Genomic DNA, 26,569 nt, shown 5'->3' with positions numbered 1-26,569 from the left:
CCTATGAGAATCTCCGCCCGCACCCAGTACGCCCTCGGCGCCATGCTCGCCCTGGCCGAGGCCGACAGCCCCGTACACGCCGAACGGATCGCCGTCACGCAGGAGATCCCCCGTCGCTTCTGCGACAACATCCTGCTGCAGCTCCGCCGGGCCGGCCTCATCCAGAGCCAGCGCGGCCCCGAGGGCGGCTACTGGCTGGCCCGCCCGGCCGGGGAGATCGCGCTGGCCGATGTCATCCGCGTCACGGAAGGGGCCGAGCCGCCCGCCCGGCCCTTCCCCCGTGCCGCCGCCCCGCTGACCGAGATCTGGGCCCGTCTTCGCAGCCACGAGAACGCCCTGCTGAGCGAGATCACCCTCGCCGACATCGTGGCCTCGAACGGCACCATGGACGCCGTCTCCAACGGTGACGGGACCCTGGCAAGCTAGGGGTCATGGTCTTCGGGGTACGCGAGTTCGAACTGGCGCTCATGCACCGGATGCGCGACCTCAACGCCGAGAGGGTGGAGCAGGCGCTCGACGGGATGGGCGCCACCCGCGCCGAGCTGCGCGCCGCCCACACCCACTGGACGCGCATGACATACGCCATGAAGGGCGCGACCGCGCTGCGCCGGGCCCTGGGGCCACCGGCGCACCGGGGCCGCGCGCCCGTCGGGAGCCTGACCTGCGACGTGCTCCGGTGGGTGCTGCCGTCCTGGCCGGGGCTGCAGTTCGAGGCCCTGCTCGGCCCCGGCCGTGAGCTGTGGAACCAGTGGTTCGTCCGCCCCGGCGGTGCCGCTCCGCTGACCCTGCCCGAGCTGGTCCCGTGGACGTGCGTGGTGGCCGACGTCGGGGCGAGCTTCCCCGGCGCCGTCCAGTACGAGGGCCCGGCCCCGCACCAGTGGACGATCGACTTCGACCACGACGGCACGACCCACCGGGCCCGTTTCGTCTACGGCCTCTACCAGCGCCTCGATCACCGGCCGGTGTCACCCCCCCTGTGAGGTGACCGATCCGACGACGGGGAACGCCCTAACGGGGGCTCTTGACCGCCAGCAGCGCGTGGTAGGCGGGCTTGGGCGCGAGGTTCTCGTCGAGCAGGCACGCGGAGCCCTCCCCCGCGAACCAGCCCGGCACCCACGAGTGGCGGTCGGTGTAACCCCAGACCGTGAGCTCGCGGCACGCCTTGACGCCGAGGCAGCCGGTGAGCGCCCTGCTGTAGTAGTCGGCCTGCCTGGCCAGCTTCTCGGCGGTCACGGGCAGCTCCATGCGCACGTCGAGCTCGGTGATCGCGATCTCCAGGCCGAGGTCGGCGAAGCGGCGCATGATGTTCGGCCAGTCGCCGGGGTAGTCGTACTGGATCCCGAGGTGTCCCTGGAAGCCGGCGCCGTGGATCGGCACCCCGCTCGCCTGCAGCTCCTTGACCAGGGCCAGTGTGGTCTCGATCTTGGGGGCGTTCCATTCGAGGTTGTAGTCGTTGATGAAGAGCTTGGCGCGCGGGTCGGCGCGGTGCGCCCAGCGGAAGGCGTCGGCGATGTAGCCGGGGCCGAGGTGGGTCAGCCAGATGCTCTGCCGCATCGTGCCGTCCTCCTCCACCACCTCGTTGACCACGTCCCACGCCCTGATCTTGCCCTTGTAACGCCGGACCTGGGTGGTGATGTGGTCGCGCAGGATCGACCTGAGCTCGCCGGCGTCGATCGAGCCGTCGGCGACGCCGCTGGTCAGCCAGGCGGGGAGCTGGTTGTGCCAGACGAGGGTGTGGCCGCGTACCTGCTGGTGGTTGCGGCGGGCGTTCTCGACCAGGGCGTCCGCGTCCGCCCAGGTGAACACGCCCCGCTCGGGCTCCACCGACTCCCACTTCATCGCGTTCTCGGCGGTGACGTGGGTGAACTCGCGGTTGAGCGTCCTGCGGTAGTCGGACTCGGCCCGCAGGGCGGCGATGTCCACCGCGGAGCCGATCTTGATGCCGTGCTGGTGCGCCAGTTGCCGCAGGTCCCGTGGCGGGCGCGGATGGGCGTACGCGGTGGTGGGGGCGGCGAGGATGAGCGCGAGGGCGATGATCAGTGGCTTCACCGATGGCCTCCGAGGGGGCTGCTCAGGGTGACACGCTCCGAAAGTTTCGGAATTATGTCGATAATTTCACCGGTCGCCGGAACCGTAAGCGCTCAGGGACGTCCCGTCAACCTCTGGGACGACCCCGATCGCGGAGATGATCGCCTGCGGCGCGCGGTCGCGCCTAGAACCCGTTGCCGATCAGGCCGCTGGGCAGGGAGAGCATGGCCGTGGCCTCCACGACCGTCTCGCACGTGTGGAAGCGCCGGTTCAGCCCCGTGATGCGCAGCAGCCGGGTCAGCCGGGGGTGGAGGCGGCTCAGCACGAGGTGGCCCTTGTCCGACTCGACCGCGTTCGCGGCCCAGATCAGCGTGTTCAGCCCCGAGGAGTCGCAGAAGTCGACGGCGCCCAGGTCCACGATGACGAGCGGCGGCGCCTGGCCCGACATCGCCTCCGTCAGCCCGCGGCGGAATTCCGGGACCGCGGCGAGATCCAGATCCCCTGCGACGCTCAGAATCGCGGCGTCGTCGCTCTGCGTGACCACCCAGGAGAAGCCTGTCCGGTCTACGCTTCCCATTCCACTCCTCCGCCGGCAGGGGTGTGCACTGATCCCCCTTCATCATTGCATGATGCAACTAAACGGGGAAGCATACCGGCCGAATCCGGCCCGGGCGGGCCCGCGCCACCGTGTACAACAGTGGCTATGGCTGACGAGGATGACGAGTGCCGGGAACGGGGGGAGGATCAGTCCTCCGTCGTCTCGGCGGTCCTGGCCGGGTCGCGTCTGCTGGTCGCCGTGGCCGCGCGATCACTGGCCGCGGTCGAGGAGAAGGTCACGCTGCCGCAGTTCCGGATGATGGTGGTGCTGGCCGGGCACGGTGAGACCAAGCTGGTCACGATGGCGGAGCTGCTGGGGGTCAACTCCTCCACGGCGATGCGCATGGCCGACCGGCTGGCGAGCACGGGGTTGATCGCGCGGGAGGTCAACCCGCACAACCGGCGTGAGAGCCTGATGCGGCTGACGGAGGAGGGGCATCGTCTCGTCGACCAGGTCATGGCGCACCGCAGGGAGGAGATCGGCGCGATCGTGTCACGGATGACGGCGGAGCAGCGGCAGGCGCTGATCTCGGCCATGAACGCCTTCAACGAGGCGGGCGGCGAGCAGCCGACCCACCCGCCGCACCCGCTCGGCTGGCCCGACGTCTGAGGGCGCGCGGGAGGTCTGGCGGCGCGCGCTGGGCCGGACCGGCGTCTGCGGCTAGGCCGATGGCGTCGGGAAGCTCTCCGAGGTGGTCAGGCCGGTGCTCTCCAGGAGACGCTGGTGGTTGAGCACGGCGGAGTTGGCCTGCTCCGAGAAGCGCCGGACGAGGGTGTTCTGGGTGCTGCCGCGCACGTCGCCGATGAGACCGAAGATCTGGCCGTGGGCCAGGCGCAGCCACTTGACGTAGGTGGCGTCGTAGGCCGACCCGGACCTGCCGGAAATGTCGCTCATCCAGCCGGCCTGCTGCTCGGTGGGCTTCACGGGCAGCTTGATCTTCAGCTTGGCGGCGAGCGCGCGTGCCTGCTCGTCGAGCGTGTGGTGCTGCTTCGAGATCTCCTCGCTGATCCGGCGGACGCGGGGGTTGGTGGCCCGCTGCATCGCCTCCTGCGCGATGACCATCTCCCACAGGGTGGCCAGGCGGACCTTGCGGACGAGGTCACGGTCGATCTCCGACAGCGGCCCCCACTCGGTCTGCCACGTGCCGCTCTCAGGATCGGGATCCGCCTGCGCGGTGGGTGTGCTGGTCTCCTCCACCTCCACGGTCGCCGGCGCGGTGTCCAGGGCGGGAAGCCCGTTGACGGGCGGCGGGGTGTAGGTGGCGCATGCGGTGAGCGACGTGAGGGCGGCGACGCCGCAGACGATGGGCAGGTGAAGGCTCCGGGGCAAGCGCATGTGCCGTCATCCCCTTCTGGGTTCGGTGTTCACCAAGGGGTACGCGGCGGTGTGCGCAAGTGTTCATGGCACTGAGCAAGAATTGCATGGAGCAAGAATCGGGGAGGCGGCTCAGTGGTGCACGGACGACGCCAGCACGTTCTGATACACCTCGTACCCGACGAACACCATCACCGGCACGCCCACCGCGATCAGCAGGCGGCGGGAGAACGGCGCGCGTTCGAGGACCGGCCCGATCTCCTTGACCGGCGTGACGGGAAGATCGGCCAGCGGCCTGGGCTCGGGCGGCGCCATCAGCTCCGGGTGGCGCGTCAGGTAGCCCGCCGGGAACGACGTGGTGTGATAGGCGCCGCAGGCCGGGCAATCCGTCCCCGACCAGGGTGGCTGCACGGTCACCCCCGAGCTCAGCCAGATGTCGACCTCGTTGCCGTGATCGTCGCTGAGATGGCGGACGGTGTAGTCGGCCTCCCAGACGTAGAGGCAACGCAGGCACTCGAAGGGCCACGATTCGCGGGATTCGAACCCGTCGCGCACGAGGAACCACCCCCGGCTGACGATGACTGCCGCCTAGAGTGTCCGTCTCGTTCCGTACGCCCGGCAAGAAGGGCTTGTGACACTCGACGCCATAAAAAGCTCACCTTGTGTCATGTTAGGCGGTGGCGGCGGCCACCGCCTGGTCGACCGTCGCGTGCGTGGCCATGTGCGAGCCGACGCCCGTGACCTCCACCAGCCGGGCGGGCAGGGGCTGGAGGCAGGCCAGGCGCAGCTCGCCCCCCGCCTCCGCGCTGGAACGGTGGCACAGCAGCAGCGCCCGCAGGCCGCTGCTGTCCAGGAAGGTCAGCTCCCTCAGATCGAACACCACCTGGTCGGCGGGATCCCCGAGGGCTTGGCCGAGGTAGGCGGTCAGGTGCGCGTGATTGGTGGTGTCCAGCTCTCCCGCCAGCGCGACCACCGTCACGCCCGGCAGATGCCGGTGGGTCAGCCTCAGAGCGGCCGCCATCGCTCTCTCCCGATCAGTCGGATCATCGGGCATGCCCTGTGGGGGCGACCTCAGGCTAACGTCGTAAGGAGTTCACGGGAATAGCGTTCGCGCGGACGATCTTCCGGGGTGCCAGGACCTCACGGTTCCGTATGGCCCGGCGGCGGGGACTCGCGGGACAGGGCCGCCTGGACGCCGGCCTGGAAGCGGGTACGCGCCCCGAGCCGGGCCATCAGCTCGGCGATCCGCCGCTCGGCCGTCCGGTGGCCGACGCCGAGGTGGCGGGCGATGGTCTCGTCGGTGAGCCCGGACAGCAGGAGGGCGACCAGCCGGTCGTCGCCGGTGGGCGGCCCGGGGGCGGACGGGTCCAGGCCCATGGGCAGCGCCCGCCGCCACAACCCCTCGAAGAGCCGGATCAGCGCCTCGAGCAGGCCCGACGGGTGGATGACGAGAGCCGCGACCGCCGGCTCGTGCCGGAGAGGGAGCAGCGCGAGCGAGTCGTCGGCGAGGTAGAGCTTCATCGGCAGGCCGGGCAGCACCCGGGCCTGCTGGCCGGCCTCCACCATCTCCTCGATCTGGCGCAGCGCGCCGGCGCGGGCCACGAAGTCCCGCTCGTAGATGATCTGGCTGGTGAGGCCGCGGTCGAGCAACTCGTGCTGGGCGGCCACGCTGCCCACGGGATCGAGGTACGGCGGCTTGGACAGGCAGCGGAAACGCCGCCGGGCCGCGCGGTGGAGCTGGGCGTGCCGCTGCTCGACCGCGTGCCGGCCGGTGACCACCTCGATGACCGCGGGCGGCGTACGCTGCCGCGCCCGCTCCTGGAACGCCTCCTCCAGCTCACGGGCCCGCTCGCGGGCCAGCAGCAGGTCGCGTTCCGCGGCCAGCACCAGGGCGTCGAGCGCGACCTCGGGCGCGACGGCGGCGTAGCGGGCGGGCGGCCCCGGCGACGTCCGCAGGAGCCCCTTGGCCTCGAGCGAGGCGAGCAGCGCGGCCAGGTCCGCGCGGGGCCACGCGGCGGCGAGCCCGTCGCGGGTGGCCGGTGAACGGTCGAGAAGGAGCTCGTACAGCGCCTCCTCGTCCGGGGTGAGCCCGATCGGGCCGAGCGCGGTCACGGCCCGGCCAGCCAGCCGCGGGCGGCGGCCTGGTAACCGGCCTGGAAGCGGGTCCTGGCGTCGAGCTGGACCATCAGGGCGCGGACGTGGCGGCGTACGGTGCGGTCGCTCCAGCCGAGATGGGCCGCCACGGCCGCGTCGGTCAGCCCGGCGGCCAGCAGCGGCAGCAGGTCGCGCCGCGCGTCGGCGGCCCCCGTCGCCTCGGCCAGGCGGCCCTGCCTGACCCGGAGCGGCACGGCCCGCTCCCAGCACATCTCGAACAGCTCCGCCAGCGCGTCCAGCAGCGTCGAATCGCGCACCACCAGCGCGGACTCCACCACGTGCCGGTCGTGGCGCAGCGGCATGACCGCCATCGGCTCGTCGTTCAGCGCCAGCTTCACCGGGACGTCGCCGACCCGGGCCTGCTCGCCGGCCGCGATGTAGCGGGCGATGAGCGAGAGCGTGCCGGGCACCTCCATGGCCCGCCTGTCGTACAGCGCCCGCACCTCCACCCCCCGCCCCAGCAGCTCGAACTCCACCGCGTTGCCGCCCAGCGGGGTCGCGTACGGCGGTGCGTCGAAGACCCGCACCTGCCGCCGCGCGCCTTGCTGGAGCCGCAGGAAGGCCCGGCTGACGTCGTCCTTGCCGATCACCACCTCGACGAGCCCGGCGGCGTCCTCGTCGGGCACCGAGCGGTGGAAGCGCGCCGAGAGCTGGGCGATGCGGTGCCGGGTCGCGGTGAGCTCCTGGGTACGCGCCCTGATCAGCGCGTCCAGCCCCCGGCCGGGGGAGACGGCCACGTAACGCGGCGGGTCCCCGGGCAGCGGGGTGATCAGGCCGAGCTCCTCGAGCTCGGCGGCGGCCGCGAGCGTGGTCAGGGAGCCGGGGGCGGGGGAGCCGGGGCCCAGCTCGGCTAGCGTCGCGGGTGAGCGTTCGACGAGCCGCTCGTACAGGGTCTGCGCCTCGGGTGACAGCCCGATGATCTCCAGCACCCCCACAGGATGTCCTATTTCCGCCTATGACGGGAAGAGGACTCCCTTCCGTCTTTCGCGGCTTGACTGCGATCTGTCATGGTTCCGGGGGACTCGATGATCTCCTGAGGAGCCCCATGATCCGCCGGTCGCTTGTCGCCTTAGGCCTGCTGCTCTCCACCGGAATGGCCGCACCGGCCCCACCGCCACCCGCGCTTCCCGCACCCGGCATGACGGAGCAGGACTCCGGCCGGATCACGCTGATCACGGGGGACGTGGTGACCTACGCCGCCGCCCCCGACGGCAGCCCGCGGGCGGAGGTCGATCCGGCCCCGCGGCCCGGCGGGCAACCGGTGTTCTTCATGTCCGTACGCGAGCGCGACGCCTACTACGTCTACCCCACCGACGTGCTCGACCTGGTGGCGGCGGGCCGGCTGGACCGGGGCCTGTTCGACGTCGCGTACCTGGCGGCCAACGGCTACACCGACGCGGAGAGCCCCACCCTGCCCCTGATCGTCCAGCAGCCGAAGGGGATCGCCGCGGCCCGCGCGCTGCCCAGCATCGACGGCGCGGCCGTCAGCGTGGACAAGAAGAGCGCGGGCCGGTTCTGGTCCACGGTCGCGACGGCCAAGGCCGCCGCCCCCGGCAAGATCTGGCTCGACCGCAAGGTCCAGGTCACGCTCGACCAGAGCGTGCGCCAGATCGGCGCGCCGCAGGCGTGGGCGGCCGGGCTGAAGGGTCAGGGCGTCAAGGTGGCCGTGCTCGACACCGGCATCGACGCCACGCACCCCGACGTGGCGGGCCGGATCGCCGGGACGGCCAACTTCTCCGTCGAGCAGAGCGCCCAGGACGGGCACGGGCACGGCACCCACGTCGCCTCCATCCTCGCGGGCAACGGCGCCAAGTACACCGGCGTGGCCCCCGAGGCCTCGCTGCTGATCGGCAAGGTGCTCAACAACCTGGGCGGCGGCCGGGAGTCCGACGTGATCGCCGGCATGCAGTGGGCGGCCTCCCAGGGGGCGCGCGTGATCAGCATGAGCCTCGGCTCCTGCTGCCCCGAGCCGGGCAACCCGCTCGACCAGGCCGTGGACCGGCTCTCGGCCGAGTCGGGGGCGCTGTTCGTGGTCGCGGCGGGCAACGACGCCGAGAACCGCAGGATCGGCTCGCCCGGTACGGCGCCGTCGGCGCTGACGGTCGGCGCGGTGGACCGCTCGGACAAGGTGGCGCCGTTCTCCAGCAGGGGCCCCACGGCCTTCGCCTACGCGCTCAAGCCCGACATCTCCGCCCCCGGGGTGGACATCGTGGCCGCCCGCGCGCGGGGCACCTCGATGGGCTCGCCGGTGGACGCCGCGTACACGGCCGCCTCGGGCACCTCGATGGCCACCCCGCACGTGGCGGGTGCGGCGGCGCTGCTCGCCGGGCAGCACCCCGACTGGACCAACACCCAGCTCAAGGCCGCGCTGACGAGCAGCGCGCACGGCGACGGGCGCGGCTCGTACGAGCAGGGCGCCGGCCGCGTGGACGTGGCCAGGGCCATCGGGCAGCGCGTACGCGACTCGGGAGCCCTCGACTACGGCTTCCTGTCCTCCCCCCAGAACGGCCCGGTCACCAAGACGCTCACCTACACCAACGACGGCGACCAGCCCGTCACCCTCGCGCTCAAGACCGGCGTCGCCGCGCACCGGGGCGGCACCGTGCCCGAGCGCACGCTCACCGTCGACCAGGACTCCGTTACCGTCCCCGCGCGCGGCACCGCGTCCGTCGCCGTCACGTTCGACCCCTCGGGCCCGGACACCTGGTACGAGGGCTTCGTCCGCGCCTCGGCCGGCGACGTCCAGGTGACCACCGCCGTCGGCGCGTTCGTCGAGCCGAAGAAGGTCACCGTGCGGACGCGGCTCGTGCTGCCCGACGGCGCGAACAGCCCGACCGCGATCCCGTGGATGCTCATGCGGACCGACGACCGCGACGACCTCCAGTACGCCTACTACCCGGTCTCCGGCGCGGAGAGCGAGATCCAGGTCTACCCCGGCACCTACGGCGTGTTCACCGCGCTGGCCTGGCGCGGCGAGGACGGCCAGTGGGTCCAGTCGCTGCCGGTCGAGCCGGAGACCGAGATCACCAAGGACACGACGATCACCCTCGACCTGCGCCGGGCCGAGCGGGTCAGCGTGGACACCCCGCGCGCGTCGGAGGTCTACGCCTCCCAGTACGCGCTCCGGCGCGCCGCCGCCAACGGCGTGGCCTCGGTGGACGTCCAGTCCCTGTACCCGCAGTACGGCCTGCACGAGTACGTGCTGCTGCCCACCGGCCGCGTCACCCAGGGCTCCTTCACCCTCGCCGGCCGCTTCCAGCTCGGCGCCCCCGCCATCACCATGAAGGTGCACGCCGGCGGCCCCGAGATCACGCCCCGGTACATGAACGTGGCTCCGGAGACGGTCAAGCTCGACGGCCGGCGCACGTTCACGGTCGCCTTCGCGGGCAACGGCACCGACTACACCGGTCTCGACGTACGCGGCAGGCTCGCCCTGATCGACCTGTCGGACCTCTGCCCCGCCACGACCTGCCGGGGCAACGCCCTGGACCGGGTGAAGGCCGCGCAGCAGGCGGGCGCGGCCGGCGTGCTCGCCTACGGGGCCGCCGGCCGGGCCTTCCTCGACCCGGCGGGAAGCTGGGCGCTCTACCCGATCCCGACCATGAGCCTGACCGCCGAGCAGGGGCGGGCGCTGGCCGCCGGGGCCGGGGGCCGGCCGGTGACGGTCACCGCGGAGGGCGTGGCGACGACGCCGTACCTGTACTCGCTGATGTTCCCCGAGCACGGGCGTATCCCCGCCGACCTCGGCTACACCGTGAAGACCGGTGATCTGCGGGAGATCGAGGACCGCTTCCACTCGGACCGTCCGGGCGTCTTCAAGCTGGACACGGCGGTGGCGGTGCTGACTAAGCCGGGCAAGTTCACCGGCACCTACTCGATGGAGCACAAGGGGCGCGCGCAGGCCACGATGACCGAGTACGTCGGCCCGGTCTCGCCCGACCTCGCCTGGACCCGCGCGGTCACCATGACCTACGACGAGGGAGCCGACTTCCACGCCCGCCGCGGCGCGCAGGCGACCGCCGTGGACGTCTTCGACACCGCCGGCTCCGCCGTCGAGGCGTGGGGGATCCAGCCCCGCGTGCCGGGCAACGTCGTCGTCTCCAAGGCGGCGTACGAGGCCGGCTTCGCGCAGTGCTTCCCCTGCCGGACCGACGACTCGTTCCTGGCCGCCGTGCCGGTCATGGGCCCGGAACCGGGTCACCAGGAGGCGTTCACCTACAACGCCAGGTTCCAGAGCGACAAGCACGGCGGCAACGACGAGCTGCGCCTCTACCGGGACGGGCGGGAGATCCCCCTCGTCGAGGCCAAGGCCGTTCTCGGCATCTTCGCGGTGACCGTGCCCACCTTCCCCCTGGCGGCGGACGAGGCCGCCTACCGGCTGACCGACCGCTTCCACACACCCAACCCGTCGCAGCTCTACGCCAAGGACGTCGAATCCGCCTGGACGTTCCGCTCCCAGCGGCCGACGGGCGGCCTCGACACCGGCGACGAAGGTCTCTGCCTGGCCTGGTTCGTCACGTTCACGCTGCGGCCCTGCGAGCCGGTCCGGCGGCTCAACCTGCGCTACGACGTGCCGCTCGACCTGGACAACCGGATCAGGGCGGGCGTCCCCCACCGGATCGGGATCACCGGCTACCACGGGTCCTTCGAGCGGCCCGACGCGAAGGTCACCGAGCTGAAGGTCTGGCTCACCTTCGACGACGGCGCCCACTGGACGCCGGCGCCGGCCTCCGTTTCCGGGCGCGTCGTCGTCTCGCCTCCGGCGCTGGCCCAGACGACGGGCGCCGTGGGCATCAGGGTCCAGGCGGCCGACGCGGAGGGCAACACCGTCGAGCAGACCGTGCACCGGGCGTACGGGCTGAAATGACGGGCTGACGTGATGGTCAGGGTGTGACCCGGGTGAGCGCCAGGTCGGCCTCGATGCGCGCCGCCGTCTCCAGGAGGGCGGGCAGGATGTCGCGCAGTAGGCCGGCGGTGCTCACCCGGCTGGCGTGGGTGGCCACGTTGACGGCGGCGACGACCCGGCCGGCGCGGCCCCGGACCGGGACGGCGATGGAGCGCACCCCCTCCTCCAGCTCCTGGTCCACCACCGCGTAGCCGTCCGCGGCCACCCGCCGCACCGCCGCCGCCAGCTCGGCGGCCGAGGTGACGGTGTGCCTGGTCAGCGGCCGGTAGTCCAGCGCGGCGTAGCGCTCGTCGGGCTGGTCGGCGAGCAGCACCCGGCCCATGGAGGTGGCGTAGGCGGGGAAGCGGGTGCCGACGGTGATGTTGACGCTCATGATGCTCCTCGTGGGCACCCGCGCCACGTACAGGACGTCGTCGTCGGCCAGCACCGCCACCGAGGCCGACTCGCCGACCGCGGCCACCAGGTCGGCGAGGTGCGGCTGGGCCACTTCGGCGAAGGTGAAGCCGGACAGGTGGGCGTAGCCGAGGTCGAGCACCCGGGGGAGCAGGGCCCACCGGCCGTCCTCCGCCGTGGCGTAGCCCAGCTCTTCGAGGGCCATGAGCGAGCGCCGCGCGGTGGCCCTGGGCAGGCCGGTCGCCTTGGCGGCGTCGGCCAGGGACAGCCCGCCGGGTGAGCCGAGCGAGACCAGCACGGCCAGGCCGCGCGCCAGCGACTGCAGGTAGCCGGCGCCGAGCTCGTCCTTGAGCGCGCGGGAGAGGTCGACGGCGGACCCGGGCGGGCGCGGCGACCGCGCCGGCGGGCCGAGCGCGGCCTCCATCTTCGCGACCGTCTCGCGCAGCACGGGCAGGGCGTGCGAGCGCAGCCCGGCGGCGGTGTGCCTGCTGGTGTGGCTGACGACGCTCACCGCGCAGACCTTGCGCCCGGCCCGATCCCGTACGGGCACCGCCACCGCGACCAGGCCCGGCTCGATGAGCTGGTCGTCCTCGGCCCACGCGGCGGCGGGATCGCGCAGCGCCAGCCCCGCCGCGCACCGGCCGGCGGGCAGCCGGTCACCGACCTCGAACGCCACCGACATCGTCCGCCGCCGGGTGAACTGCCCGATGAAGCGCACGTCGTCGCCGTCCGGCACGGCCAGCGACACCGACTCGTCGAGCTGCTCGGCCAGCGCCTCGGCGAACGGCGACAGGGGATCGCGCAGCCCGCCGCAGGCCAGGTAGGCCTCCCCGAGCTCCATCAGGCGAGGGGCGAGCACCACCTCGCGCTCGCGGACGCGTACGTAGCCGAGGTGCGCGAGCGTGGCGAGCACCCGGTCCACCGTGGACCTGGCCAGGCCGGTGGCGCGCACCAGGTCCGTCGCCCGCGTCCGGCGCGCCGGCTCGGCCGCCAGCGCCCGCAGCACGGCCAGGCCGCGCTCCAACGTGCCGGCCGATTCCATCCGTCCCTCCCCACCCCTGACGACGCCCCTGGAAACGCACTTTGACAGGAGCGCACCCTTTACGGATACTCGACCGCATAATAATGAACTAATGTTCACTGTGCGAACACTTCCGGTCGGACGGAGCTCTCGTGCCAAGAGACAAAGTGGTCGCCACGGCCGCACAGGCGCTGGCGGACGTGCGTGACGGCGCGTCGTTCGCTGTCGGCGGGTTCGGCCTGAGCGGCATCCCCAACGTGCTGATCCGGGCCCTCTACGACACAGGGGTGCGCGACCTCGGCGTGGTCTCCAACAACTGCGGCGTCGACGGCGGCGGCCTGGGCGTCCTGCTGGCCGCCGGACGCATCGCCCGCGTGACCGCCTCCTACATCGGCGACAACAAGGAGTTCGCCCGCCAATACCTGGCCGGCGAGCTGGAGGTCGAGCTGACCCCGCAGGGCAGCCTGGCCGAGCGGCTGCGCGCGGGCGGCGCCGGCATCCCCGCGTTCTACGCCCCGGCGGGCGTCGGCACGCCGATCGCCGAGGGCGGCCTGCCGCTGCGCCACCACCCCGACGGCTCCATCGCGCTCGCCTCGCCGCCGAAGGAGGTGCGCGAGTTCGACGGCCGCCCCTACGTGCTCGAGCACGGCATCCGCACGGACTTCGCCCTCGTGCGGGCCGCCAAGGGCGACCGGCACGGCAACCTCGTCTTCCACAAGGCCGCCAGGAACTTCAACCCGCTGGCCGCCATGGCGGGCCGGGTCACGATCGCCGAGGTCGAGGAGCTGACCGAGCTCGACCCCGACGAGGTGCACCTGCCGGGCGTCTTCGTCCGGCGGGTGCTCGTGCTCACCCCCGAGCAGGCGGCCGACAAGTCCATCGAACGGCGCACCACCTCCGCGCCGCCGGCCCAAGGGACGGTCACCGAATGAGCTGGACCCGCGACGAGATGGTCGCCCGCGCGGCGGCCGAGCTGCGCGACGGCGACTACGTCAACCTCGGCATCGGCCTGCCCACCCGCATCCCCTCCTTCCTGCCGCCCGGCGTGGACGTGGTGCTGCACTCCGAGAACGGCATCCTCGGCGTCGGCCCCTATCCCGCCCCCGACGAGCTCGACCCCGACCTGATCAACGCCGGCAAGGAGACGGTGACCGTGCTGCCCGGCGCGTCGTTCTTCGACTCCGCGCTGTCGTTCGGCATGATCAGAGGCGGTCACATCGACGTGGCGGTGCTCGGCGCGATGCAGGTCTCGGCCCGCGGCGACCTGGCCAACTGGATGGTGCCCGGCAGGCTGGTCAAGGGCATGGGCGGGGCGATGGACCTGGTGCACGGCGCTCGCAAGGTGCTGGTGATCACCGACCACACCGCCAAGGACGGCACCCCCAAGATCGTCAAGGAGTGCACACTGCCGCTCACGGGCCAGGCGTGCGTCCACCGGATCATCACCGACCTGGGCGTGCTCGACGTCACCGCGGAGGGCCTCGCGCTGGTGGAGACCGCGCCCGGGGTGAGCGTGGCCGAGCTGCGCGCCCGTACCGAGGCGGAGGTGCTCGCATGAAGGCCGTCTACATCCTCGACGCCGTCCGCACCCCCTTCGGCCGGTACGGCGGCGCGCTGGCCGGCATCCGCCCCGACGACCTGGCCGCCCACGTCGTCAAGGCGATCGCCGAGCGCAACGACCGGCCCACCGTGGACGAGGTGATCCTGGGCAACGCCAACGGCGCCGGCGAGGAGAACCGCAACGTCGCCAGGATGGCCGCGCTGCTGGCCGGTCTGCCGGTGACGACGCCCGGCGTCACGGTCAACCGGCTGTGCGGCTCGGGCATGGAGGCGGTCGTCCAGGCGTACCGGGCGATCGCGCTCGGCGACGCCTCCGAGGTGATCGCCGGCGGCGTGGAGTCGATGACCCGCGCCCCCTGGGTGCTGCCCAAGCCCGACAAGGCGTTCCCGGCGGGCGGGCAGGAGCTGGTGTCCACCACGCTCGGCTGGCGGTTGGTCAACCCGGCCATGCCCGCGGAGCACACCGTGCCGCTCGGCGAGGGCGCCGAGCTCATCGCCGACAAGCACGGCCTCACCCGCGCGGAGCAGGACGCGTTCGCGCTGGCCAGTCACCAGAAGGCGGCCAAGGCGTCGTTCGAGCGCGAGATCGTGCCCATCGGCGGCATGACGAGGGACGAGGGCATCCGCGCCGACGGCTCCCTGGAGGCGCTGGCCAGGCTCAAACCCGTCTTCCGCCGCGACGGCACCGTCACGGCGGGCAACGCCTCGCCGCTCAACGACGGCGCCGCCGCGCTGCTGCTCACCGACGAGGCGGGGCTGCGCGGCCGCGAGCCGCTCGCCCGGATCGTGGCGAGCGGCGTCAGCGCCCTGGAGCCCCGTCTCTTCGGCCTCGGCCCGGTCGAAGCCTCGAAGAAGGCGCTGGCCAGGGCCGGCCGGACGTTCGGCGACCTGGCCACCGCCGAGCTCAACGAGGCGTTCGCCGCCCAGGTGCTCGGCTGCCTGGCCGAGCTGCCCGACCTCGACCCCGCCATCGTCAACCCCGAAGGCGGCGCCATCGCGCTCGGCCACCCTCTCGGCGCCTCCGGAGCCCGCGTCACCGGCGCCGTCGCCCACCGGCTGGCCGAGGCCGGCTCCGGCACCGGCCTGGCGAGCCTGTGCATCGGCGTCGGCCAAGGGCTGGCCATCGTCCTCGAAAGGTAGGTGTCATGACACAACCCCTCACCCAGTCCGACATCGACGGCGAGATCGCCGCACTGCGCCGGGCGGGCGCCGGGCAGGAGGCGAACCACCCCTCCCGCGACTACGCCCCCTACCGCAGCAGCCTCCTGCGCCACCCCAAGCAGCCGCTGGTCGCGCTGAAGGACCCGGAGGCGGCCGAGATGGCCGGTCCGGTGTTCGGCGTCAGCGACGTCACCGCGCTCGACGCCGACCTGACCAGGCAGCACCTGGGCGAGCCCCTGGGGGAGCGGATCACCGTCACCGGCCGCGTCCTCGACCGCAGGGGCCGGCCCGTACGCGGTCAGCTCGTCGAGATCTGGCAGGCCAACGCCTCCGGCCGCTACCTGCACCAGCGCGACGACCACCCGGCCCCGCTCGACCCCAACTTCACCGGCGTCGGCCGCTGCCTCACCGGCGACGACGGAGGCTACAGCTTCACCACGATCAAGCCCGGCGCCTACCCGTGGCGCAACCACGTCAACGCCTGGCGGCCCGCGCACATCCACTTCTCGGTGTTCGGCACCGCGTTCACCCAGCGCCTGGTGACCCAGATGTACTTCCCCGGCGACCCGCTCTTCGACCACGACCCCGTGCTGCAGTCGGTCACCGACGACCAGGCCAGGCAGCGGCTGATCAGCGCGTACGACCACGAGCTGTCCGTCCCGGAGTGGTCGCTCGGCTACCGCTGGGACATCGTGCTCGACGGGCCCGCCGCCACCTGGATGGAGGAGGGCCGATGAACCCCACCCCGTCCCAGACCGTCGGCCCCTTCTACGGCTACGCCCTGCCCTTCCCCGGCGGCGGCGACCTGGCCACCGGCGGCATCATCGTCCACGGGTACGTCTACGACGGCGCCGGCGCGCCCGTGCCCGACGCGCTGCTGGAGTTCTGGCAGGCCGATCCGTCCGGCGGCCTCGGCGGCGCCCCCGGCACGCTGCGCCGCGACCCGGTCAACGGCGCGGTCCTGGGCAGGCACGGCGTCGACTTCACCGGCTTCGGCCGCGTGGCCACCGACGCCGACGGCCGCTGGGTGCTGCGCACGCTGGAGCCCGGCAACGGCTACATCAGCGTCTGCGTGTTCGCCCGCGGGCTGCTCCACCACCTCTACACCCGCATCTACCTCGCCCCGCACGCCTTCCTCGACGCCCTGCCGCCCGAGCGCGCCCACACGGTGCTGGCGGGCAAGGAGCGCGAGGGCGTCTACCGCTTCGACATCCACCTGCAGGGCGAGAAGGAGACGGTCTTCTTTGACTTCGGCTGAGCCGGGCGGCGACGACCCGGGACCGCGCTCCGCCCCGCCTCCGGCCGATCTCGGGCTGCTGTCGCCGATGCGGGGCGCGGCCGAGGCCACCGGGGACGCCGCCGTCCTGCGGGCGATGCTCGACGCCGAGGCCGCGCTGGCCCGCGCCCAGGCCGGGCTCGGGCTGATCCCGCACGAGGCCGCCACCGTCATCACCACCGCTGCCTCGGCGGGCGCCCGGGACGGCCTGTTCGACCTGTCCGCGCTCGTCGTGCGCGCCCGCTCCGGCGGGAACCCGGTCATCCCGCTGGTGGAGGACCTCCGCGTGGCCGCGCGGCCGTACGGCGAGCACGTCCATGCGGGCGCGACCAGCCAGGACATCCTCGACACCGCCCTCATGCTGGTCGTCGCCCGCGCCCGCGGCCCGATCCTGGCCGAGCTGGAGCAGGTGATCGCCCGGCTCACGGCGCTGGCCGCCGCGCACCGCGACACCGTCATGGCCGCCAGGACGCTCACCCAGCAGGCCGTGCCCACCACGTTCGGGCTCAAGGCCGCGGGCTGGCGCGGGCTCGCCCGCGACGCCCGCGACCGGCTGGCCGCCGTGATGCTGCCGGCGCAGCTCGGCGGCCCCGCCGGGACCCTGGAGCAGGGTGCCGGCCTGCCCGGCCGGTACGCCGCCGAGCTGGGCCTGGCCGAGCCCGTCCTGCCCTGGCACGTGCTGCGCACCCCGATCGCCGACCTCGGCGGGGCGCTGGCGTTCACGTCGGGGGCGCTGGGCAAGCTCGCCGCCGACGTGCTCGTGCTCTCGCGTACGGAGATCGGCGAGCTGTCGGAAGGCGTGGGCGGCGGCTCGTCGTCCATGCCGCACAAGCACAACCCCGCCAGAGCCACCATGATCGCCGCCGCCGCCCGTCAGGTGCCCGCGCTGGCCGCGATCCTGTACGGCTCACTCGCCGCCGAGGACGAGCGCCCCGCCGGGGCCTGGCACGCCGAGTGGCAGCCGCTGCGCGAGGCCGTCCGCCTGGTGGCCGGGGCCGTCCACGACGCCGCCGAGCTGCTGGCGGACCTGCGGGTCCATCCGGATCGCATGCGCGCCAACCTGCGCCTGACCGGCACGCCGGGCTCGGCGGCCGAACTCGTCGACCGGGCGCTGAAAGAGGAGTGACGTTGCCGCACTACGAGAACGACGGATCACCGGGCCGGGCGGACGCGCCGCAGGGTCCGGGGGACGGGTCGCAGGGCCGAGGGGATGCGCCGCAGGACCGGAGGGACGGGCCGCAGAGCCAGGCGGGTGCGCCGCAGGACCGGGGAGACGGGCTGCGGGGCCGAGGGGGCGGGTTGCGATATCAGGTTCGGGGGCCCGAGGGTGGGGAGCCGCTCGTGCTCGGGCCGTCGCTCGGCACCTCGTCGAAGGTGTGGGCGCCCCAGCTCGCCGCGCTCACGCGTACGTTCCGGGTGCTCACCTTCGACCTGCCCGGCCACGGCGGGTCACCGGCGACCGGCGCGCGCACCATGGACGACCTGGCCGCCCTCGTGCTCGAGGCGGCCACGGCGCAGGGCTGGGCGGGCTTCCACTACGCGGGCATCTCCGCCGGCGGCGCCATCGGGGCCACCCTGGCCGTCCGGCATCCGGGACGGGTGCGATCGCTGGCGCTGCTCTGCTCCTCCGCCCGCTTCGGCGAGCCGCAGGCGTGGCACGATCGGGCGGCGCTCGTCCGCGCGCAGGGCACCGCCCCCCTCATCGAGCCCACCGCCCGCCGCTGGTTCGCCGGCCCGCCCGACCAGGCGCTCCTGGCCGACCTGACCGCCGCCGACCCCGCCGGGTACGCCGACTGCTGCGACGCCCTGGCGGCCTTCGACCTGCGCGGCGAGCTGGCCGCGATCACCGCGCCGACGCTGGTCGTGGCCGGACGCGAGGACCCGGCGACCCCGCCCGCGCACGCCCGCCTGCTCGCCGACGGCATCCCCGGCGCCACACTCGTGGAGATCGCGGGCGCCGCCCACCTGGCCAACGTCGACCGCCCGGAGCCGGTCACCGCCGCGCTGCTGGCGCACCTGCCGTCCTCCTCCGGCATGCGGGTGCGGCGGGAGGTGCTCGGCGACGCCCACGTGGACCGGGCCGTCGCCCGCACCACCGGCTTCACCAGGGACTTCCAGGACCTGATCACCCGGTACGCGTGGGGCGAGATCTGGACGCGCCCCGGCCTGGACCGGCGTACGCGGAGCTGTGTCACGCTCACCGCCCTCGTCGCCCGCGGCCACCTGGAGGAGCTCGCCATGCACGTACGGGCCGCCGTACGCAACGGGCTCACCCCCGACGAGATCGGCGAGGTGCTGCTGCAGAGCGCGATCTACTGCGGGGTGCCCGCGGCCAACAGCGCGTTCGCCGTGGCCCAGCGCGTTCTCGCCGAGCTGGAGGAGGCCCCGGAGATCCCGTGACGTCTTGCGCCTTCAAGCTTTCCGCATGACGCGCTAGCATTCCAGCAAGCGGAACAAGAAGGAGTTGGGCAGTGGCCGAGACCTCGTCCCCGGTGGGAAGCGTCGATCGTGCGCTGCTGATCCTTCAGGAGATCGGCAAACACAGCCGGGGCGTTACGCTCGACGAGCTCGCCACCCGGCTCGGCCTGCCCAAGAGCTCGCTGCACCGCCTGCTCGGCGCGCTGAAGCACCGGGGGTTCGCCGCGCAGCCCGAGCCCAGCGGGCCCTACTTCCTCGGCAGCGAGATGCTGGCCACGGCGTTCGGCTTCTACGAGAAGATGGACCTGCGGGCCCTGGTGCGCCCGCTCCTGCTGCGGCTGAGCGAGGGGTTCGCCGAGACCGTGCACATGGCCACGCTCGACGGCGGCGAGGTCGTCTACCTCGACAAGGTCGAGTCCACCCGGACGATCACGATGACCTCGGTGATCGGCGGCCGCAACGCCGCCCACTGCACCGGCGTCGGCAAGGCGCTGCTGGCCTGGACCTATCCGACGGACGAGGCGATCAGGGCCTGGGCCGAGCGCTTCGGGCCGCTGGCGACCAGGACGCGCAACACCATCACCGCCCCCGCCAAGCTGGCCACCCACCTCGACCAGATCCGGCAGCGCGGCTACGCGTACGACCTGGAGGAGAACGAACCGGGCGTGCGGTGCGTCGCGGCGCCCGTGTTCCTCGGCAAGTCCGCCCCCGTCGCGGCGGTGAGCGTGACGGCGCTGAAGGACCGCATGTCCGCCGCCCGGATGGAGGAGATCGGCGACGGCCTCCGGCGAGCCGTGGCCGAGCAGGTCTGAAAGCCCCGGCAGGCGCGTTCGCGTCGGCCGAGAATGGAATCGCATTCCGTATCGCGGACAGGGGAGTGAACGATGGAGCTTGAGGCGGTACCGGTCCCCAGAGCCCGGCTGGGCGAGGGAGCCCGCTGGGACCCGAGCACGGGGACGCTGCTGTGGGTGGACATCCCGGCCGGCGTGGTGCACCGGCTCGACCCGGCCGATGACACGCAGGAGACGGTCGACGTGGGCCAGCCGGTCGGCGTGGCCGTGCCACGGGAGCCCGGCGGGCTGGCGCTGGCCCTGCGGGACGGCTTCGCCGTGCTGGAGGAGGGGGCGCCGGTCGTGATCGCCCCGGTGACCGCGGCCGAGGGGCCGGGCAACCGGATGAACGACGGCGCCTGCGACAGCGCCGGGCGGTTCTTCGCCGGCACCAAGGCCGAGGACGACACCCCGGGCGCGGGCAACCTGTACCGGCTGGACCCCGGCCGCGCGTGGGAGCGCGTGGTCGGCGGGGTGACGATCTCGAACGGCCTCGGCTGGAGCCCCGACGAGCGGCTGCTCTACTACGTCGACACGCCCGCCGGCCAGGTGGACGTGTTCGACTACGACCCGGCGACGGGGGACCTGGCGAACCGGCGCGGGGTCGCCGAGCTCCCGCAGCCCGACGGGCTCACGGTGGACGCCGAGGGGCACGTGTGGGTCGCGCTGTGGGGCGGCGGCGCGGTGGTGCGGCTGCGGCCCGACGGCGGGCACGCCCTGACCGTCCGGGTGCCCGCCACCAACGTCACGAGCTGCGCCTTCGGCGGCCCCGACCTCGACGTCCTGTACGTGACCACCGCCTGGGACGGCGAGGACGGCGGGGAGCTGTGGCGCTGCCGCACCCCGTACACGGGGCTCCCCGCCCATCCCTACCGCGACCTCACCCCTTGACCGCGCCGGTCAGCGCCTGGACGAAGCGGCGCTGACCGAACAGGAACACGGTCAGCACCGGCAGCGTGGTCAGCACCGTGCCCGCCATGATCGCCGGCCAGTCGGCCCGGTGCTGGCCCTGGAAGGTCGTCAGACCGGCCTGCACGGTGTAGTTCGCCTCGGTGTTGATCGCCACCAGCGGCCAGAACAGATCGTTCCACGCGGTGATGAACGTGATCACCGCCAGGGCCGCCATGGCCGGTTTGGCCACCGGCAGCACGATCCGGAAGAACACGCCGAACCGCGAGCAGCCGTCGATCCGCGCGGCCTCCTCCAGCTCCTTCGGGAACGACTGGAAGAAGGAGGTCATCAGGAAGATGCCCACGGCCGACGCCAGCGAGGGCACGATCAGCGCCCCCAGCGTGTCGGTCAGCCCGGCCTGGCTGAAGAGCAGGAAGGTCGGGATGACCGTGAGCTGGAACGGGATCAGCGCGGTCGCGATCACCAGGATCAGCACCAGCTTGGAGCCGAAGAACCTGATCCTGGCGAAGGCGTACCCGGCCATGCTGCACAGCACGAGCTGGGCCACCACGATGGCGCCCGACACGATCACGCTGTTGAGGAACCAGCGGGTGAAGTCCGAGCGCTCGATGACCGTGCGGTAGCCGCCCAGGTCGATCCGCTCGGGCCAGATGGCCGGCGGGAACCGGTTGAGCTCGGCCTGGGTCATCACCGAGCTGAGCAGCAGCCAGACGAACGGCAGCACGACGACCGCCGACATCGGCACCAGCACCAGATGCCACTTTCCGGACGCCTTCATCCGGCGGCCCCTCTCCGCCGCGCGAGCACCAGGCCCGCGACGATCAGCACGAGCGTGCCGGCGAACAGCGTGTACGCCACGGCCGCGCCGTACCCGGCGGTGTTGAAGGTGAACGCGAGCTGCCAGACGTAGTAGACGATGGTCACGGTCGCGTTGGCCGGGCCGCCCTTCGTCGTGGTCATCACCAGGTCGAAGAACTGCAGCGCGTCGATCGTGCCCCAGACGCCCAGGAAGATCGTCATCGGGCGTACCGACGGCACGATGACGTGCCGGAACGTGGCCCACCTCCCGGCGCCGTCGATCGCGGCGGCCTCCATCACCTCCTTGCTGATCTCCTGGATGGCCGCCAGGTAGATGACCACCGCGAACCCGAACCGCGTCCAGAAGAAGATCGCGGTCAGCACGAGCATCGCCTGCGACGGGTCGCTGAGCAGACCCTGGACCGGCAGCCCGAGCTGCACGAACAGGCCGTTCAGCAGGCCGAAGTCGCGGTCGAAGATATAGCCCATGAGCAGCCCGGTGGCGGTGGCCGAGACGATGTACGGCACCAGGAAGCAGGTCCGGTAGAACCCGATGCCGCGTACCTTCCTGTTCAGCAGCACCGCCACGAGCAGCCCCGTGATCAGCGAGGCCGGGATGTAGAGCACGAGCAGCAGCCCGGTGTTGGTGAGCGCCTTGAAGAAGACCGGGTCCGCCGACAGCGCCCGGTAGTTGTCGAGGCCGACGTTGCGGCCCGGCGTCATCAGGTCGGAGTCGGTGAACGACAGCGCCAGCGCCCAGGCCATGGGCACCAGCGAGAACCCGAGGATGACCAGCGTGGCGGGCCCCGCGAACGACCAGCCGGCGACGTTGTCGCCGAGCCTGCGCCGATCCGGTGGCCGCGCCCGCCCCGCGCCGGCCGCGCGAACCGCGGTGGTGCTCATGATCCCGGTACGGCCAGCGCCGCGTCGGACTTGGCGGCAGCCTGGTCCAGGGCCGTCTTGGCGTCGGTCTTGCCCAGCAGCGCCTCGGCGATGGCCTCGGCCACGAAGGCCGACACCCTGGGGTAACGGGTGGTCGGCGGCCTGACGCGCTTGGCGTTGACCAGGTTCGTCGAAATCACCTCAATACCCTGATATTTCGCGACATAGTCCTTGTATCCAGGCAGCTTGGTGATCGACTCCCGGATCGGCAGCGAGCCCGTGTCGCTCATCCACTCCAGTTGCCGCTCGGCCGCCGTCAGCCAGGCCAGGAACGTGGCCGCGGCCTTGACCCGCCGCTCGTCGTGCTCGAACACCACCCAGTTGTCCGGTCCCGAGATCGTCTCGTGGTTGCCGTTGGTGCCGGGGAGCTGCGCGACGCCGTACTCGATCCCGGCCGCCTGCAGGTCGGGCAGCACCCACGGGCCGGACATGAACATGCCCAGCCGCTCCGACTCGAACAGCTTCTGCCCCTTCTCCGCCGGGCTGGAGTCGAGGTAGACCGACTTGTCGGTGACCGCCATGTCCCGCAGCCGCCCGAGCGCCTGCTGCCCGGCGGGGGAGTTGAAGGCGGCCTTCTTGTGGTCGGCGGTCAGGATGTCGCCACCGGCCTGCCAGACCATGGGCCACAGGCCCCAGACGGCCTCCTCGCCGCCGCTGATCGGCCAGGTGGTGCCGAAGACGCCCGCTCCGGGGTCGGTGACCCGCTTGGCCATGGCGCGGAAGTCGTCCCAGGTCCAGTCCGGCTTCGGCGCCTCGACGCCGGCCTTGGCGAACAGCTTCTTGTTGTAGAGCACGACCATGTTGTCGACCACGGCGGGGAAGCCGATGACCTTGCCGCCGACGGTGACCGCCTCGCGCTCGCTGCCCCAGAAGTCCTGCCACCCGATCTTCGGATCCTTGACGAACTCGGTGAGGTCGGCCGTCTTGGGGTTCCTGGCGATGTTGGGGGCCCAGGAGCCGTACAGGTAGGCGATGTCGGGGAAGGAGTCGGAGGTGAGCGCGGCGGTGATCTTGGGGAGCATGCCGTCGGCGGTGGCCCCGCCGGACTCGGTGCTCACCTTGATGTCCGGGTGGCTCTGGTTGAAGCGGGTGACCAGCTTCTCGATCGACTTGGCGGAGGCGTCCTCCTGGCCGTGCCAGATGGTGATCTCCACGGGGCCCCCGGCGGCCTGCTCCCGCGCGCCGCCACCGCAGCCGGTGACGACCAGGGCGAGCAGCGCCAGGCCGGCGAGCGGGCGCCTCATCGGACACCCTCGGGAAGCAGGTCGCCGTGGGCGGCGATCATCTCGTCCACGAGGTCGTGGATCTGCTGGAGCGTCAGGGTGGCCGAGGCGTTCGGGTCCAGCATGGCGGCGTGGTAGACGTGGTCGCGCCGGCCCTCCAGCGCCGCGCGCACGGTCAGCGCGCCGACGTTGATGAACGTCTGGTTCAGCGCGGCGAGCTGCGGCGGCAGCGCGCCGATCCGGGTCGGGCGCAGGCCGGCCCGGTCCACCAGGCACGGCACCTCGACGCAGGCGTCGTCCGGCAGGTTGGAGATGAGGCCGTCGTTGCGCACGTTGCCGTGCACGACCCTGGAGGTGCCGGTCTCGATGGAGTGGATGACCTCCGAGGCCAGCTCCATGGCCGGCTCGATCTCGACGCCCTCACCGGCGGCCAGGCGCCGCCGGGTCTCCTCGTAGGTGTCGAGGTTCTCCTCCAGCCACCGCAGGTAGATCTCGACGGGGATGCGGAAGTGCGCCACCTGGTCGTCGTGGCGCAGGAACCAGGGCAGGTACTCCGAGCCGTGCTCGCTCGACTCGGTGGGGAAGTAGCCGAAGCGGCGGTACATCTCCACCCGGACCGTACGCCTTAAATCCGGGTCACGGGCGATGACCTCGTCGAGCGCCGGGTAGAGGTCGTGGCCCCGGTGCTCGAACCTCAGCACGAACGCCTGATGGTTGGCCCCCGCCGTGACGAACGAGACCTCCTCCTCCGGCACGCCCACGAGCGAGGCCAGCCTGGCCTGGGTGTCGCGGACGGAGTGGCAGAGCCCGACCACGTTCGTGAACGCGGTGCCCTCGTAGACCGCCCGGGGGATCATCGCCATCGGGTTGGTGTAGTTGAGCAGCAGCGCGTGCGGGGCCAGCTCGGCCAGGTCCGAGCCCAGGGCCAGCATCACCGGGATCGTGCGCAGGGCGCGGAAGATGCCGCCGATGCCGAGGGTGTCGGCGATCGTCTGGCGCAGGCCGTAGCGGCGGGGGATCTCGAAGTCCAGCCGGGTGGCCGCGATGCCGCCGACCGCGATCTCGTTGATCACGTAGTCGGCGCCGTCCACGGCGGCCCGCCGGTCGAGATGGGCCTCCACCTTGGCGCCCAGGCCGAGCTCGGCCACCATCCAGTGCGCCATGGCCTCGGCGGTGGCCAGCCGTTCCGCGTCGATGTCGTGCAGGACCAGCGTGGCCTCCCCGAGTTCCGGGAAGGTCAAAATATCGGAGAGGACGTTCTTGGTGAATTCGACGCTGCCCGCGCCGACGAAGACGATGCGTGCCATGGGGCTGTTTCCCTCCATTGCGCGCAGCGGGCGTGAGCCGGCTGCGTGCGGGTGAGTATAACCAGCGGTCCGCGATACAGACCATAGTTCCGTTATGCGGAAAGATCTCCGAGTTGACACCTCCGGACTTCCCCGATTTCCTAGTGCGTGGAATAAAATTCCGCGATACGGAATCGAAGGAGAGTAAGTTGGTTGACATCAAAGTGGGGTTAACCAGGTTCGCCGTGGTCGCGGCACTGATGCCGGCGGCCGCGCTCGGCCTCGTGGCCCCGTCTCAGGCGGCTGAGACGTCCCAGCCGTCCGGGGCGGCCGCGGCGATCTGGCGTCCGCCGGTGGACAGCCGCTGGCAGTACCAGCTCGAGGGCAACGCGGCCTTCAAGGCGACCGGCGGCATCAACGTCGACATCTGCTCGGTCCCGCAGAGCGGCGGCGCCTGCGTGCGGCCGACCGTCTTCGACATCGACCTCTACGCCGCCGCCGAGGTCTCGGGCGACAACAAGACCCTCAACACCGCGGCCGTCAAGGCCATCCACGCCAAGGGCGCCAAGGCGATCTGCTACGTCGACGCCGGCTCCATCGAGGACTTCAGGCCCGACTACCAGACGTTCCTCGACTGGCACAACGCCAACGGCAAGTCCCTGCTCGGCAAGCCGTTCAGCGACGAGTTCCCCAACGAGCGCTGGGCGAACATCAACAACGACAAGGGCCAGCGGGACTTCCTGCTGAAGATGATGGAGGCCCGGGTCGACAAGTGCGTCCAGGCCGGCTTCGACGGGGTCGAGTTCGACGTCGTCAACGCCCACGAGGAGGGCAAGTCGGTCACCGGCTGGAACGTCACCCCCGCCACCCAGCTCGTCTACAACAAGGCGCTGGCCGACATGGCCCACCGCAAGGGCCTGTCCGTCGCCCTCAAGAACGACCTCAGCCAGGTCGACCAGCTCGTGTCGTCCTTCGACTACGCGGTCAACGAGCAGTGCTTCGAGTTCGACGAGTGCGAGGAGCTGTCGGCCTTCGTCAAGGCGGGCAAGCCGGTCTTCAGCGTCGAGTACAACACCGCGCCGAAGAGCTTCTGCGGCAAGGCGGCCACGCTGAAGTTCAACGCGCTGAAGAAGCCGTCCGACTATTCGCTGTACGACAAGCCGTACACGCCCTGTAAGTGACCCGGCCGGGTGGCCTCGCCGGGGGTGGGGCCACCCGTTCACGCAGGTCGCGTTCCGGCCCGGTGGATCAAGGAGTGGGATGTCCACGGTGCACCTCGGTTCAGGGGGACAGCAGGGCCTTGACGGGGGTGGGGGCGCCGTTCATGAGCGAGGTGAACAGGCGCGCGCCCTCGCCCAGCGGGAAGGTCTCCACCCAGCTCAGGTCCCAGCCGCCGACGAGCTCCGCGGCCGTGGCGAAGTCGGCGTCCGAGTACGCGAACGAGCCGATCACCTGCTTCTCGTTCCGTACGACGTCGGTGGCGTCGAACCCCGGGGCCGGCTCCGCGAGCCCGAGCCAGATCGCCGCGCCGCCGGGCCGGAGCAGGGCGACGGACTGCCGGCGCGTGACGGCCGCGCCGACCGCGTCGAAGATGACGTCGTACTCGCCGGTCAGCTCGCCCGCCGCCGCGTCCGCGCCCAGCCGCTGCGCCATCGCGCGAGCAGCGGACCCTCGACCAGGGGCGCGACGTGCTGCCGCTGAAGGTCAGGCTGACCAACGCGCGAGCCGATCTCACGTCGGCCCGCGCCG

At 72.2% G+C, this 26,569-nt stretch carries 27 protein-coding genes; 14 read left to right on the top strand and 13 right to left on the bottom strand.

Features of this window, described 5'->3' with window-relative positions:
* The first annotated feature begins 3 nt into the window (after nt 1-3).
* Nucleotides 4-426, top strand: a complete 423-nt coding sequence (locus tag AB0I15_RS62495; RefSeq protein WP_358119045.1) for an Rrf2 family transcriptional regulator — start codon at nt 4-6, stop codon at nt 424-426.
* A 5-nt stretch (nt 427-431) separates the two neighbouring features.
* Complete coding sequence (locus AB0I15_RS62490; protein ID WP_358119044.1) at nt 432-980, top strand: hypothetical protein; 549 nt, start codon at nt 432-434, stop codon at nt 978-980.
* 28 nt (nt 981-1,008) lie between these two features.
* Here AB0I15_RS62490 and AB0I15_RS62485 read toward each other — a convergent pair whose 3' ends face one another.
* The gene (locus AB0I15_RS62485; RefSeq protein WP_358119042.1) at nt 1,009-2,049 is read right to left on the bottom strand and encodes an endo-1,4-beta-xylanase; all 1,041 of its coding nucleotides are present in this window, start codon (nt 2,047-2,049) and stop codon (nt 1,009-1,011) included.
* 163 nt (nt 2,050-2,212) lie between these two features.
* Nucleotides 2,213-2,605: an STAS domain-containing protein gene (locus tag AB0I15_RS62480; protein ID WP_358119040.1), complete on the bottom strand. Its 393-nt coding sequence runs from the start codon at nt 2,603-2,605 to the stop codon at nt 2,213-2,215.
* Between the two features lie 126 nt (nt 2,606-2,731).
* Here AB0I15_RS62480 and AB0I15_RS62475 point away from each other — a divergent pair, with 126 nt between their 5' ends.
* On the top strand, nt 2,732-3,235 hold the full coding sequence (locus AB0I15_RS62475) for a MarR family transcriptional regulator (RefSeq protein WP_358119039.1): 504 nt from the start codon (nt 2,732-2,734) through the stop codon (nt 3,233-3,235).
* Between the two features lie 51 nt (nt 3,236-3,286).
* Here the strand turns inward: AB0I15_RS62475 and AB0I15_RS62470 are convergent, their stop codons facing one another.
* The 5 genes from AB0I15_RS62470 to AB0I15_RS62450 all read right to left on the bottom strand — a co-directional run bounded on the left by AB0I15_RS62470 (nt 3,287) and on the right by AB0I15_RS62450 (nt 7,023).
* A complete protein-coding gene (locus AB0I15_RS62470) occupies nt 3,287-3,961 on the bottom strand; it encodes a DUF4142 domain-containing protein (protein ID WP_358119037.1) in 675 nt (224 codons plus the stop codon).
* A 111-nt stretch (nt 3,962-4,072) separates the two neighbouring features.
* Entirely contained in the window at nt 4,073-4,495 is a 423-nt protein-coding gene (locus AB0I15_RS62465; protein WP_358119035.1) for a hypothetical protein, read from the bottom strand.
* A gap of 115 nt (nt 4,496-4,610) precedes the next feature.
* Nucleotides 4,611-4,961, bottom strand: coding sequence for an STAS domain-containing protein (locus tag AB0I15_RS62460; protein WP_358119033.1), 351 nt, complete (start codon nt 4,959-4,961; stop codon nt 4,611-4,613).
* A 119-nt stretch (nt 4,962-5,080) separates the two neighbouring features.
* Nucleotides 5,081-6,052: a helix-turn-helix domain-containing protein gene (locus AB0I15_RS62455; protein WP_358119031.1), complete on the bottom strand. Its 972-nt coding sequence runs from the start codon at nt 6,050-6,052 to the stop codon at nt 5,081-5,083.
* Nucleotides 6,049-7,023, bottom strand: coding sequence for a helix-turn-helix transcriptional regulator (locus tag AB0I15_RS62450; RefSeq protein ID WP_358119030.1), 975 nt, complete (start codon nt 7,021-7,023; stop codon nt 6,049-6,051). Before AB0I15_RS62450 ends, AB0I15_RS62455 begins: the two co-directional genes overlap by 4 nt.
* Nucleotides 7,024-7,232: 209 nt before the next feature.
* On the opposite strand from AB0I15_RS62450, the gene AB0I15_RS62445 reads away from it, so the two are divergent.
* Nucleotides 7,233-10,961 (top strand): S8 family serine peptidase, encoded by a 3,729-nt coding sequence (locus tag AB0I15_RS62445; RefSeq protein ID WP_358119029.1) that lies wholly within the window; start codon nt 7,233-7,235, stop codon nt 10,959-10,961.
* Between the two features lie 16 nt (nt 10,962-10,977).
* On the opposite strand, the gene AB0I15_RS62440 is transcribed toward AB0I15_RS62445, so the two are convergent.
* Entirely contained in the window at nt 10,978-12,435 is a 1,458-nt protein-coding gene (locus AB0I15_RS62440) for an IclR family transcriptional regulator C-terminal domain-containing protein (RefSeq protein WP_358119028.1), read from the bottom strand.
* Between the two features lie 131 nt (nt 12,436-12,566).
* Between AB0I15_RS62440 and AB0I15_RS62435 the strand changes: the two genes are divergently transcribed.
* From AB0I15_RS62435 to AB0I15_RS62395, 9 genes are all read left to right on the top strand, one after another.
* Nucleotides 12,567-13,346: a CoA transferase subunit A gene (locus AB0I15_RS62435; RefSeq protein ID WP_358119026.1), complete on the top strand. Its 780-nt coding sequence runs from the start codon at nt 12,567-12,569 to the stop codon at nt 13,344-13,346.
* Entirely contained in the window at nt 13,343-13,972 is a 630-nt protein-coding gene (locus tag AB0I15_RS62430) for a CoA transferase subunit B (protein ID WP_358119024.1), read from the top strand. The genes AB0I15_RS62435 and AB0I15_RS62430 overlap by 4 nt, the downstream gene beginning before the upstream one ends.
* Entirely contained in the window at nt 13,969-15,114 is a 1,146-nt protein-coding gene (locus AB0I15_RS62425; protein ID WP_358119023.1) for a thiolase family protein, read from the top strand. Before AB0I15_RS62430 ends, AB0I15_RS62425 begins: the two co-directional genes overlap by 4 nt.
* A gap of 5 nt (nt 15,115-15,119) precedes the next feature.
* Nucleotides 15,120-15,872 (top strand): protocatechuate 3,4-dioxygenase subunit beta, encoded by a 753-nt coding sequence (gene pcaH, locus AB0I15_RS62420; protein WP_358119021.1) that lies wholly within the window; start codon nt 15,120-15,122, stop codon nt 15,870-15,872.
* The gene (pcaG, locus tag AB0I15_RS62415) at nt 15,869-16,393 is read left to right on the top strand and encodes a protocatechuate 3,4-dioxygenase subunit alpha (protein ID WP_358119019.1); all 525 of its coding nucleotides are present in this window, start codon (nt 15,869-15,871) and stop codon (nt 16,391-16,393) included. Before pcaH ends, pcaG begins: the two co-directional genes overlap by 4 nt.
* The gene (gene pcaB / locus AB0I15_RS62410; RefSeq protein ID WP_358119017.1) at nt 16,380-17,537 is read left to right on the top strand and encodes a 3-carboxy-cis,cis-muconate cycloisomerase; all 1,158 of its coding nucleotides are present in this window, start codon (nt 16,380-16,382) and stop codon (nt 17,535-17,537) included. The genes pcaG and pcaB overlap by 14 nt, the downstream gene beginning before the upstream one ends.
* Nucleotides 17,538-17,710: 173 nt before the next feature.
* Entirely contained in the window at nt 17,711-18,811 is a 1,101-nt protein-coding gene (pcaC, locus tag AB0I15_RS62405) for a 4-carboxymuconolactone decarboxylase (RefSeq protein WP_358119015.1), read from the top strand.
* Between the two features lie 71 nt (nt 18,812-18,882).
* Complete coding sequence (locus tag AB0I15_RS62400; protein WP_358119014.1) at nt 18,883-19,641, top strand: IclR family transcriptional regulator; 759 nt, start codon at nt 18,883-18,885, stop codon at nt 19,639-19,641.
* Between the two features lie 72 nt (nt 19,642-19,713).
* The gene (locus tag AB0I15_RS62395) at nt 19,714-20,550 is read left to right on the top strand and encodes an SMP-30/gluconolactonase/LRE family protein (protein ID WP_358119012.1); all 837 of its coding nucleotides are present in this window, start codon (nt 19,714-19,716) and stop codon (nt 20,548-20,550) included.
* Here the strand turns inward: AB0I15_RS62395 and AB0I15_RS62390 are convergent.
* The 4 genes from AB0I15_RS62390 to AB0I15_RS62375 are packed head-to-tail and all read right to left on the bottom strand — an operon-like array spanning nt 20,540 to nt 24,841.
* Nucleotides 20,540-21,349 carry a carbohydrate ABC transporter permease gene (locus tag AB0I15_RS62390; protein WP_358119011.1) on the bottom strand — a complete coding sequence of 270 codons (810 nt, stop codon included), beginning with the start codon at nt 21,347-21,349 and terminating at the stop codon, nt 20,540-20,542. The two genes, AB0I15_RS62395 and AB0I15_RS62390, sit on opposite strands and share 11 nt — an antisense overlap.
* Nucleotides 21,346-22,272, bottom strand: coding sequence for a sugar ABC transporter permease (locus AB0I15_RS62385; RefSeq protein ID WP_358119009.1), 927 nt, complete (start codon nt 22,270-22,272; stop codon nt 21,346-21,348). Before AB0I15_RS62385 ends, AB0I15_RS62390 begins: the two co-directional genes overlap by 4 nt.
* Nucleotides 22,269-23,555, bottom strand: a complete 1,287-nt coding sequence (locus AB0I15_RS62380) for an ABC transporter substrate-binding protein (protein WP_358119008.1) — start codon at nt 23,553-23,555, stop codon at nt 22,269-22,271. Before AB0I15_RS62380 ends, AB0I15_RS62385 begins: the two co-directional genes overlap by 4 nt.
* The gene (locus AB0I15_RS62375; protein ID WP_358119006.1) at nt 23,552-24,841 is read right to left on the bottom strand and encodes an alpha-glucosidase/alpha-galactosidase; all 1,290 of its coding nucleotides are present in this window, start codon (nt 24,839-24,841) and stop codon (nt 23,552-23,554) included. Before AB0I15_RS62375 ends, AB0I15_RS62380 begins: the two co-directional genes overlap by 4 nt.
* Before the next feature lie 188 nt (nt 24,842-25,029).
* Here AB0I15_RS62375 and AB0I15_RS62370 point away from each other — a divergent pair, with 188 nt between their 5' ends.
* The gene (locus AB0I15_RS62370; RefSeq protein ID WP_358119005.1) at nt 25,030-26,001 is read left to right on the top strand and encodes an endo alpha-1,4 polygalactosaminidase; all 972 of its coding nucleotides are present in this window, start codon (nt 25,030-25,032) and stop codon (nt 25,999-26,001) included.
* Between the two features lie 100 nt (nt 26,002-26,101).
* On the opposite strand, the gene AB0I15_RS62365 is transcribed toward AB0I15_RS62370, so the two are convergent.
* Nucleotides 26,102-26,473, bottom strand: a complete 372-nt coding sequence (locus AB0I15_RS62365) for a zinc-binding dehydrogenase (protein ID WP_358119004.1) — start codon at nt 26,471-26,473, stop codon at nt 26,102-26,104.
* Between the last annotated feature and the right edge of the window lie 96 nt (nt 26,474-26,569).

This window comes from Nonomuraea sp. NPDC050643 (assembly GCF_040654715.1).
Taxonomy (GTDB): domain Bacteria; phylum Actinomycetota; class Actinomycetes; order Streptosporangiales; family Streptosporangiaceae; genus Nonomuraea.
Note: the sequence above shows the minus strand (reverse complement) of the source record. Positions and strands in the feature narration are given on the sequence as shown.

What these genes read in the sequence shown, in the direction of transcription:
- AB0I15_RS62495 (WP_358119045.1), top strand. Translation starts at nt 4, where the DNA reads ATGAGAATCTCCGCCCGCACCCAGTACGCCCTCGGCGCCATGCTCGCC.
- AB0I15_RS62490 (WP_358119044.1), top strand. Translation starts at nt 432, where the DNA reads ATGGTCTTCGGGGTACGCGAGTTCGAACTGGCGCTCATGCACCGGATG.
- AB0I15_RS62480 (WP_358119040.1), bottom strand. Translation starts at nt 2,605, where the DNA reads ATGGGAAGCGTAGACCGGACAGGCTTCTCCTGGGTGGTCACGCAGAGC.
- AB0I15_RS62475 (WP_358119039.1), top strand. Translation starts at nt 2,732, where the DNA reads ATGGCTGACGAGGATGACGAGTGCCGGGAACGGGGGGAGGATCAGTCC.
- AB0I15_RS62470 (WP_358119037.1), bottom strand. Translation starts at nt 3,961, where the DNA reads ATGCGCTTGCCCCGGAGCCTTCACCTGCCCATCGTCTGCGGCGTCGCC.
- AB0I15_RS62460 (WP_358119033.1), bottom strand. Translation starts at nt 4,961, where the DNA reads ATGGCGGCCGCTCTGAGGCTGACCCACCGGCATCTGCCGGGCGTGACG.
- AB0I15_RS62445 (WP_358119029.1), top strand. Translation starts at nt 7,233, where the DNA reads ATGACGGAGCAGGACTCCGGCCGGATCACGCTGATCACGGGGGACGTG.
- AB0I15_RS62440 (WP_358119028.1), bottom strand. Translation starts at nt 12,435, where the DNA reads ATGGAATCGGCCGGCACGTTGGAGCGCGGCCTGGCCGTGCTGCGGGCG.
- AB0I15_RS62430 (WP_358119024.1), top strand. Translation starts at nt 13,343, where the DNA reads ATGAGCTGGACCCGCGACGAGATGGTCGCCCGCGCGGCGGCCGAGCTG.
- AB0I15_RS62425 (WP_358119023.1), top strand. Translation starts at nt 13,969, where the DNA reads ATGAAGGCCGTCTACATCCTCGACGCCGTCCGCACCCCCTTCGGCCGG.
- pcaH (WP_358119021.1), top strand. Translation starts at nt 15,120, where the DNA reads ATGACACAACCCCTCACCCAGTCCGACATCGACGGCGAGATCGCCGCA.
- pcaG (WP_358119019.1), top strand. Translation starts at nt 15,869, where the DNA reads ATGAACCCCACCCCGTCCCAGACCGTCGGCCCCTTCTACGGCTACGCC.
- AB0I15_RS62395 (WP_358119012.1), top strand. Translation starts at nt 19,714, where the DNA reads ATGGAGCTTGAGGCGGTACCGGTCCCCAGAGCCCGGCTGGGCGAGGGA.
- AB0I15_RS62390 (WP_358119011.1), bottom strand. Translation starts at nt 21,349, where the DNA reads ATGAAGGCGTCCGGAAAGTGGCATCTGGTGCTGGTGCCGATGTCGGCG.
- AB0I15_RS62385 (WP_358119009.1), bottom strand. Translation starts at nt 22,272, where the DNA reads ATGAGCACCACCGCGGTTCGCGCGGCCGGCGCGGGGCGGGCGCGGCCA.
- AB0I15_RS62380 (WP_358119008.1), bottom strand. Translation starts at nt 23,555, where the DNA reads ATGAGGCGCCCGCTCGCCGGCCTGGCGCTGCTCGCCCTGGTCGTCACC.
- AB0I15_RS62375 (WP_358119006.1), bottom strand. Translation starts at nt 24,841, where the DNA reads ATGGCACGCATCGTCTTCGTCGGCGCGGGCAGCGTCGAATTCACCAAG.
- AB0I15_RS62365 (WP_358119004.1), bottom strand. Translation starts at nt 26,473, where the DNA reads ATGGCGCAGCGGCTGGGCGCGGACGCGGCGGCGGGCGAGCTGACCGGC.